The organism is Protofrankia sp. CiT1 (assembly GCF_917627335.1).
In the GTDB taxonomy this organism is placed as follows: Bacteria; Actinomycetota; Actinomycetes; order Frankiales; family Frankiaceae; genus Protofrankia.
Window position 1 is genome coordinate 1 of the sequence record NZ_CAKJTP010000189.1, and the last position, 6,458, is coordinate 6,458.

The window sequence follows — 6,458 nt, forward strand, 5'->3', positions numbered from 1 at the left end:
GGTGGTGACCGACGACAACACAGCGAGGTGCGTGCCCGAGCCCCGCGACGCCGCGTCCCCTATTGCCGGGCGCTCTAAAGGCCAGCAAGATAGCCGCCCGAGGTCTTGTCACTGTCGGTCAGGCACCGAACTCCCTCGGCATCTCTCGCCGCTGTCCGCCTGTCCGGAACCGCCAGACCGCTCCCTCGAACTGTGCCCGCAGCCGCCGCGGGTACGGCCCTAACCTGCCGATCGGCAGGTTAGGGCTCGATGGACTCCCACTCCTGGTCTGTCAGTTGCGTCTGTGCCATACACGGCGACCTACCCAGCCGGAGTGTCCGTCCAAGAGTGAACCCGTCCAACATCATCGAGCCACACCACCAACAAATCAGGGTCAACCACAACAGGGATAATCATAAATCCATCACACGTAAACAACGTGTGATGGAACTCCTCGCCGTCGAGTCACCCCTAACCCGCGCGGAGATCGCCGCCCGCCTTTCCTTGGGCGACCGGCAGGTCAGCTATGAGCTGACCAAGCTGATCACCGAGGGAGTGGTCACCAGAACGACCGCAGCCTACAGCGACCCTAATGCCGCATACCGCCTCGCGAACCCACCGGTATGAGTTCCACACCGCTTCGGTTGCCGGCCGGCCTGATCAAGGGCCGCTACGACGTGGTGGACCAACGTCGGATGACGTAGTCCCGGATCTGCTGGATGAGGAGCTGCACAGAACTGAAGCTCCCGCGGCGAATCAACATGGACAGAACTACGGAGCGTCGCGAACTACCGGGTTCTACCGGCCCGCCTGCCCAGCGCGGTAGTGCCACGTCGATCGGTCAACCCAGTGCGGCCGGTACGTACCAAAAATGCGAGACGGTCGTGGGAGTGCGACCCGTGGAAAGATCGCTGGACTCGTGACTCGCGCCCGCAGGAAGAGGATCGGTGACATCGAGGGGCCTGGCCCGCCGCGGACCGCGCGCTGTTCGCGCTGGTGGACGTGGCCCGTGCGCACGCCCATCGCCGCGCTTCTGGAGGCCGAGCGCATCGCGCCCAAGCAGATCCGAGACCAGCCACAAGTCCTGGTCCTGGTCCGAGACCTGCTCCAAGACCCTGGCGGATGTCTACGGATGTCTACGGATGTCCATCCCCGTTGCAGTCCGTCATGGCCCCTGGCGGGGCCACCCGGGACAGGATGGAACACGACAGGGGGCTTGGTTGTCCGACAACATCGGGCTACTTCCGACTCAGTACAACTACAGTTCGGAACCGCTTTGGACACAGGTAACGGAACGTGAGGAGCTTCCCGACCAGGCGACCAGGCGTCCCGCGCGGCGCAGCCACGGTGCCGAACCGACCAGCGCTCTCCGGACCGCGTCGGCACGAGTGGAAGAGCGTGTGTGCTGTTGTGACGGGGACGGTGTCCGGTTGTCGCCGGTAGACTGGGTGCGTGACCGCAGCGTACGACTACGAGGATATGCACCACCTGGTGGACAGGCTTTCACTGGCCCAGGTGCGGCATCTGCGTGTGCTGGTCGAGTCCGACCCGGAGCTCTCGCCGCTGGTGGGGGCGGAAGAAAGGGAGGATACCCCGGTCCGGCAAGGGCTCCTGTCGTTCATCGGGAGTATGGAGTCCGGGCGTGGTGATTTGTCGGAGCGGCACAATGAAATCATCCGGGAAGGCTTGAGCTTTCCTGGATAAATACGCTTCTCGATACGGGGCCTCTGGTTGCCGCGGCTGACCGGTCCGACAAGAATCATGTGGTGTGCTCCGAGTTGCTGGGAAAACTCGCGCGTGGGAAGGGCAGGCTGCTGGTGCCCTCTCCGGTCGTCGTGGAGGTCTGCTGGCTGGTCGAGAAGTTCCGCGGCCCCGAAGCCGAGGCAGATTTTCTCGAACTGGTTTCCGCTGGGGAACTTGAGCTTGTCGAGATCACTCAGGCTGACGTCCGGCGGATGGCCGAGTTCGTGCGCCGGTATGCGGACTTCCCGTTGGGTGTGGTCGACGCTGCGGTGATTACCCTTGCCGAGCGGCTCGGTGTTCGCCAGGTGGCGACGCTCGACCGGAGGCACTTCTCAGTGGTCCGGCCCCAGCATGTGGAAGCGTTCACGCTCGTGCCGTAGCAGCTCGGGATCGTTCCGGTGGGGCCGTGCGCTGGTCGGCCTATAAAGATTTCGGGTGCTTCAGCGGCTGCGCGGGGCGACCGTCTACCAGTGGACTAAGAGAAAAGAGCGGTTTGTCTGCCGATGCCCATGGACGTCCACCGTGTCGACCTGACCTGGGCGCACCGTCCGCCGGTATTCGCGCTTGTCCGCCGACGTCCGCCGGCTTGGGTCCAGCAACGGGTACACCGGGACAAATCGGGTGGCGTTCGAGTGTCCTGCTTGTTGCCGGGGACAATGCAGGGCAGTGGAACGCCTGGTACGCCGAAGCGATCCCGCTTGCGGAGCAGCGCTACAAGACCTACCTGGTGGAACGCGGCGGGGAAGACGCGGTTGCTGCCGGCCGCCAAGAGCTCCTCGCGGTCGCGGTGGGTCATCGGCTTGCTGAGGTGCGCCGGGAGCGGGGTCTGACGCAGGCGCAGGTCGCGGAGCGGATGGGTGTGACCAAGGGACGGATTTCGCAGATCGAGCAGGGTTCGCTGTCCGGTCAGGATGCGGTTGCTCGCTACGCCGCTGCGCTTGGCGGCCGGCTGCACCAGGCGATCTACTTCGATGACGGGGATATCGCCGCGATCGCATGAGCGACAGTGATGACCGGTGGCCTGGATCTGCTGGCACGGGCTGACTGGAAAACTCAACGTGAGGTGGGCAGGCTCACGCCCACCAGGGCACTTGGCCGCTGGCGCGCGGGAAGGCGGCGGTTCGGGTGTGGCTGTCAGCCGGCCCTTCTGTAGACGAGCGGTACGCGGATGCGTGCCCGGATCCGCGTGGCCCCTGGTGCGCGGCCATCAGGCCACGAGGAGCTCAGGCCGCGGCGAGCATCGAGGCGGCCTAATGGCCCGTGGATGGCCCATGGCCCGATCGTGATCTTCTAGAAAGATCTTTGCCCCTGGTCGGAAGGCGGCTCTGACCAGGGGCGGAAGGGGATGGAGCGGGCGACGGGAATCGAACCCGCGTTGCAAGCTTGGGAAACCTGTGCCGCGGCTGCCGCTGACCTGCGCCCGAGTGTCCCCGCCCAGGCCAGCGACGTTCCGCTACCCACCGAAGACCACAGATCAGACCACATGCTGACCGTTGCTACTGGCACGCGAATGGCACGAAATAAGATCGTCACCTACGTTCAGCGGCACATCGACCCGTACCCGCAACCACCAACCATCTGATCCGTAGTTTTATCTGGATCTTCCGTGGACCTCTGCTGACCTCCGCGTCGCCCGCCGGCCTCGGGCTCGACGTCCGCTGGTGTGCGTGGATATCTATGGTTGTCCGTGGGTGGGCTGTCAGTTTGGCTGTCACCGGCGCACGGTCCGGATCACGTAATGGTGGGCTGGCGCGTCGGTCGGCGAGCATACTGGGAGGCATGGCGGAGGATCTTCTGTCGCTGGTGGTGGCTGACCCGATGGTCGGCCACGGGCAGGCGTGCATCCGGGGGACACGGGTGCCGGTGAGCGTCGTCCTCGACTGCCTTGCTGACGGCATGTCCGACGGGGAGATCCTCGCGGAGTACCCGGCGTTGAGCGTGCCGGGGATCCGCGTGGCAGCGGCCTACGGCGCGCGTCTGGCGCGGGAGGACCTTGTGCCGCTCCGCACCGCGCCGTGAAGGTCAAGCTCGACGAGCGCCTGGCGAAGCACGGGATCGACGCGGACACCGTGTTCGCCGAGAACCTCTCGGGCCACTCGGATCCGGAGGTGCTGGCCGCCGCGGTCGCCGAGCAGCGAATCGTGTTTACCCTCGACCGCGGTTTCGGGAACATCCGCGCCTATCCACCGGGATCGCATAGCGGGATCGTCGTCTTCCGACTCGACAACCAGTCCGCACGCGCCGTGTCCTCTGCCGTTGAAGACCTCGTCACGCATCATGACCTCGCCGACCTCGCGGGAGCCGTGACGGTAGCGCATCGCGGTCTTCTCCGCATCCGACGCGGTAGCGACTGACAGGCAAGACGCGAGGACGTTCGGGGAGCGCAGGCGGTGTGTGACCGGCTCGGTCGTGCGCCGCCTCGGGGGCACCGACGGATTATGAGCTGCCGTGTACTTTGTTCACCTATGTTCGCTGACGTCCGTCAGTGCAGGTCACAGTCTTGATTTTTTCCGTGGACGTCCGCTGACGTCCGTAGTCGTCAGCCGGCTTGGCTGCCACCGCGGCTGCCAGGGGTGGTGTCGCATTCATGCTCTCCTTGGCCCGGCTCGAACGGGCTGGTCCCCTCCACAACGGGCTGCACGTAGGGGCGGGACGTTAACCGGCCGACGCAGGGCGCATCTGATCGTAGTAGGGGCTGATGCGGACCTCGTCTTCAAGTCGATCCACTTCGTCCGTCGACATCTGGGTCCGTTTGTGCCGTCGGCCTGACCCGGGCGCCGACTGTGAAGGGCGGGTGAACGGTCAGCCACGCATCGGCTGATGACCATAGGGGGCATGTTCGGCGAATGGATCGCTGTCGTAGTGTGACCGTCACATGCATTGGTGACGGGGGTGGTCGTGATGACGGTGTGGGGATGGCGGGCAATCGCCACAGGCGGTTCGGTGGTTGTGGGTGCGGCCGCCGCTGTTGTGACGACCATGGTGACTGATCAGCCGAGTGTGCCTTTGTGGGTGGGACTGGCGGCGTTGGTGGTTGTGTTGGCCGTCCTGCACGGATGGCTGACCCTTTCTCAGGGCTCCCAGCCAACGAGACGACGGACGGGCGCGGGATCCGTGGTTGTCGGGAAGTCGTCGTCTGCGCCGATCACAACGGATGTGTCCGGGGTGCGGCGGGTTTCGGGGGCTGCGGCCGGGTCGGATGATGAAGTGGGCTCCGGTGCGGTGGTGGTGAACGGCGATTCGACGGGAGAGATCCGAACTCGGGTACGCGACGTTGAGGAGCGGTGAGTAGTGGCATGGCGCCGCCGCGCTGAGCCGTTCTCGATGGGGGACGGCGCGGTCAGCGTGGGCGGGGACGCCAACGCTCCGATCAGTGCGACCTATGTGCGCACGCAGTATGTGCTCCCGCCTCCGAGTGCCCCCGTCGAGCTGCCGGTGTGGGGTGTGCCGTGGCCGCGGAACCCGAATTTCACCGGCCGGGAGGGTGAGCTGGCCGGGTTGCGGGAGCGGTTGACGGGGTCGGCTGCGGTGACGGTGCTCCCGCAGGCGTTGCACGGTTTGGGTGGGGTCGGTAAGACCCAGTTGGCGGTGGAGTACGCCTACCGGCATCGCGGTGACTATGACGTGGTGTGGTGGGTGAACGCTGAGCAGCCTGGTGATGTGGTGGCCGGGTTGGCTGGGTTGGCGGAGGAGCTGGGGGTGGCGGTGGTCGGGGAGGCCGCCGAGTCCGCGGCTGTGGTGGTTGGGCTGCTGGTTCGCCGGCAGGTGGTGGCGCGCTGGCTGGTGGTTGTTGACAACGCGGGGGTGCCGTCGGAGCTGGATGGTCTGTTGGCTGCGGCGGGAGGTGACGGGCATGTGCTGGTCACCTCTCGGGATGCCCGCTGGGCGGGGGTGGCGCAGGCGGTTGAGGTTGATGTGCTGCCCCGGGCGGACTCGGTGATGTTGTTGACGCGTCGGGCAGCGCGGTTGACTGGTGGTGAGGCCGATCGGATCGCGGACCTGCTCGGGGATCTTCCGTTGGCGTTGGAGCAGGCCGGGGCCTGGCTGGGTCAGACGCTGATGCGGGTGGAGATCTACTGTGAGCTGGTCGCCCAGCGTACCCGGGAGATCTTGGCGGAGGGGACGCCGGTTGGGTATCCGGTGCCGGTCGCCGCGACCTGGACGGTGGCGGTGGACAGGTTGGAGGATCCGGCCGCGGTGGGGTTGCTGCGGCTGTGGGCGTTTTTCGGACCGGAACCGATCCCGGATGATCTTATTGGTCTGGAACGGCGTGGTCTGTTGCCTCCGTCGTTGGATGTGCTGGCGGTGGACTTGTTGGCGTTCCACCGACTGGTACAGAAGATCAACGTTTTGGGTTTGGTTCGGGTTGTTGCTGGTGGCGTGGTGATGCATCGGTTGGTGCAGGCTGTTCTTCGTGACCACACGCCGGCCGGGCAGCGTGACGGTTTGCGTCGCACGGTGCATGGCCTGTTGGCGGCAGGTGACCCTGGGGATCCGGCCGACCCGCGGTTGTGGCCGAGGTATGCGGCGTTGCGTCCGCATGCTCTGGCTACCGGCATGGTCGAGAGCGATGGGGAGGAGTGCCGCCGGTTGGTCTGGCGTCTGGCCTGGTATCTCAACGCGCGGGGTGATTACCCGACCAGTCTGGCTCTTGCTCAGAGCACTTATCAGCGGTGGAGTGTGATCCTCGGGGAGGATCATCCGGACACCTTGACCGCAGCGGCGAACCTCGCCAA

8 protein-coding genes and 2 pseudogenes are annotated in these 6,458 nt (G+C 65.7%); 9 read left to right on the plus strand and 1 reads right to left on the minus strand.

Features of this window, described 5'->3' with window-relative positions; genetic code table 11:
• Window positions 1-124: 124 nt before the first annotated feature.
• A pseudogene (locus tag MJ785_RS19405) lies at window positions 125-290 on the minus strand (transposase); the annotation flags it as partial.
• A 37-nt stretch (window positions 291-327) separates the two neighbouring features.
• On the opposite strand from MJ785_RS19405, the gene MJ785_RS19410 reads away from it, so the two are divergent.
• The 9 genes and pseudogenes from MJ785_RS19410 to fxsT all read left to right on the plus strand — a co-directional run.
• Complete coding sequence (locus tag MJ785_RS19410) at window positions 328-606, plus strand: hypothetical protein (protein ID WP_239382143.1); 279 nt, start codon at window positions 328-330, stop codon at window positions 604-606.
• A gap of 825 nt (window positions 607-1,431) precedes the next feature.
• Window positions 1,432-1,683, plus strand: coding sequence for a hypothetical protein (locus MJ785_RS19415; protein WP_239329801.1), 252 nt, complete (start codon window positions 1,432-1,434; stop codon window positions 1,681-1,683).
• The gene (locus MJ785_RS19420) at window positions 1,680-2,102 is read left to right on the plus strand and encodes a type II toxin-antitoxin system VapC family toxin (RefSeq protein ID WP_239329768.1); all 423 of its coding nucleotides are present in this window, start codon (window positions 1,680-1,682) and stop codon (window positions 2,100-2,102) included. The genes MJ785_RS19415 and MJ785_RS19420 overlap by 4 nt, the downstream gene beginning before the upstream one ends.
• A 242-nt stretch (window positions 2,103-2,344) precedes the next feature.
• Window positions 2,345-2,470 (plus strand): annotated as a pseudogene (locus MJ785_RS22405) (DNA-binding protein); the annotation flags it as partial.
• Entirely contained in the window at window positions 2,447-2,722 is a 276-nt protein-coding gene (locus MJ785_RS19425; protein WP_370652671.1) for a helix-turn-helix domain-containing protein, read from the plus strand. The pseudogene MJ785_RS22405 and the gene MJ785_RS19425, both read left to right, overlap by 24 nt.
• 779 nt (window positions 2,723-3,501) lie before the next feature.
• A complete protein-coding gene (locus tag MJ785_RS19430; protein ID WP_239382145.1) occupies window positions 3,502-3,741 on the plus strand; it encodes a DUF433 domain-containing protein in 240 nt (79 codons plus the stop codon).
• A complete protein-coding gene (locus MJ785_RS19435) occupies window positions 3,738-4,076 on the plus strand; it encodes a DUF5615 family PIN-like protein (RefSeq protein ID WP_239382146.1) in 339 nt (112 codons plus the stop codon). The genes MJ785_RS19430 and MJ785_RS19435 overlap by 4 nt, the downstream gene beginning before the upstream one ends.
• 538 nt (window positions 4,077-4,614) lie before the next feature.
• Window positions 4,615-5,010, plus strand: coding sequence for a hypothetical protein (locus MJ785_RS19440; protein ID WP_239382147.1), 396 nt, complete (start codon window positions 4,615-4,617; stop codon window positions 5,008-5,010).
• A gap of 3 nt (window positions 5,011-5,013) precedes the next feature.
• Window positions 5,014-6,458, plus strand: a 1,445-nt coding sequence (fxsT, locus tag MJ785_RS19445; protein WP_239382148.1) for an FxSxx-COOH system tetratricopeptide repeat protein, incomplete at its 3' end; no start/stop codon positions are given.

What these genes read in the sequence shown, in the direction of transcription:
- MJ785_RS19430 (WP_239382145.1), top strand. Translation starts at nt 3,502, where the DNA reads ATGGCGGAGGATCTTCTGTCGCTGGTGGTGGCTGACCCGATGGTCGGC.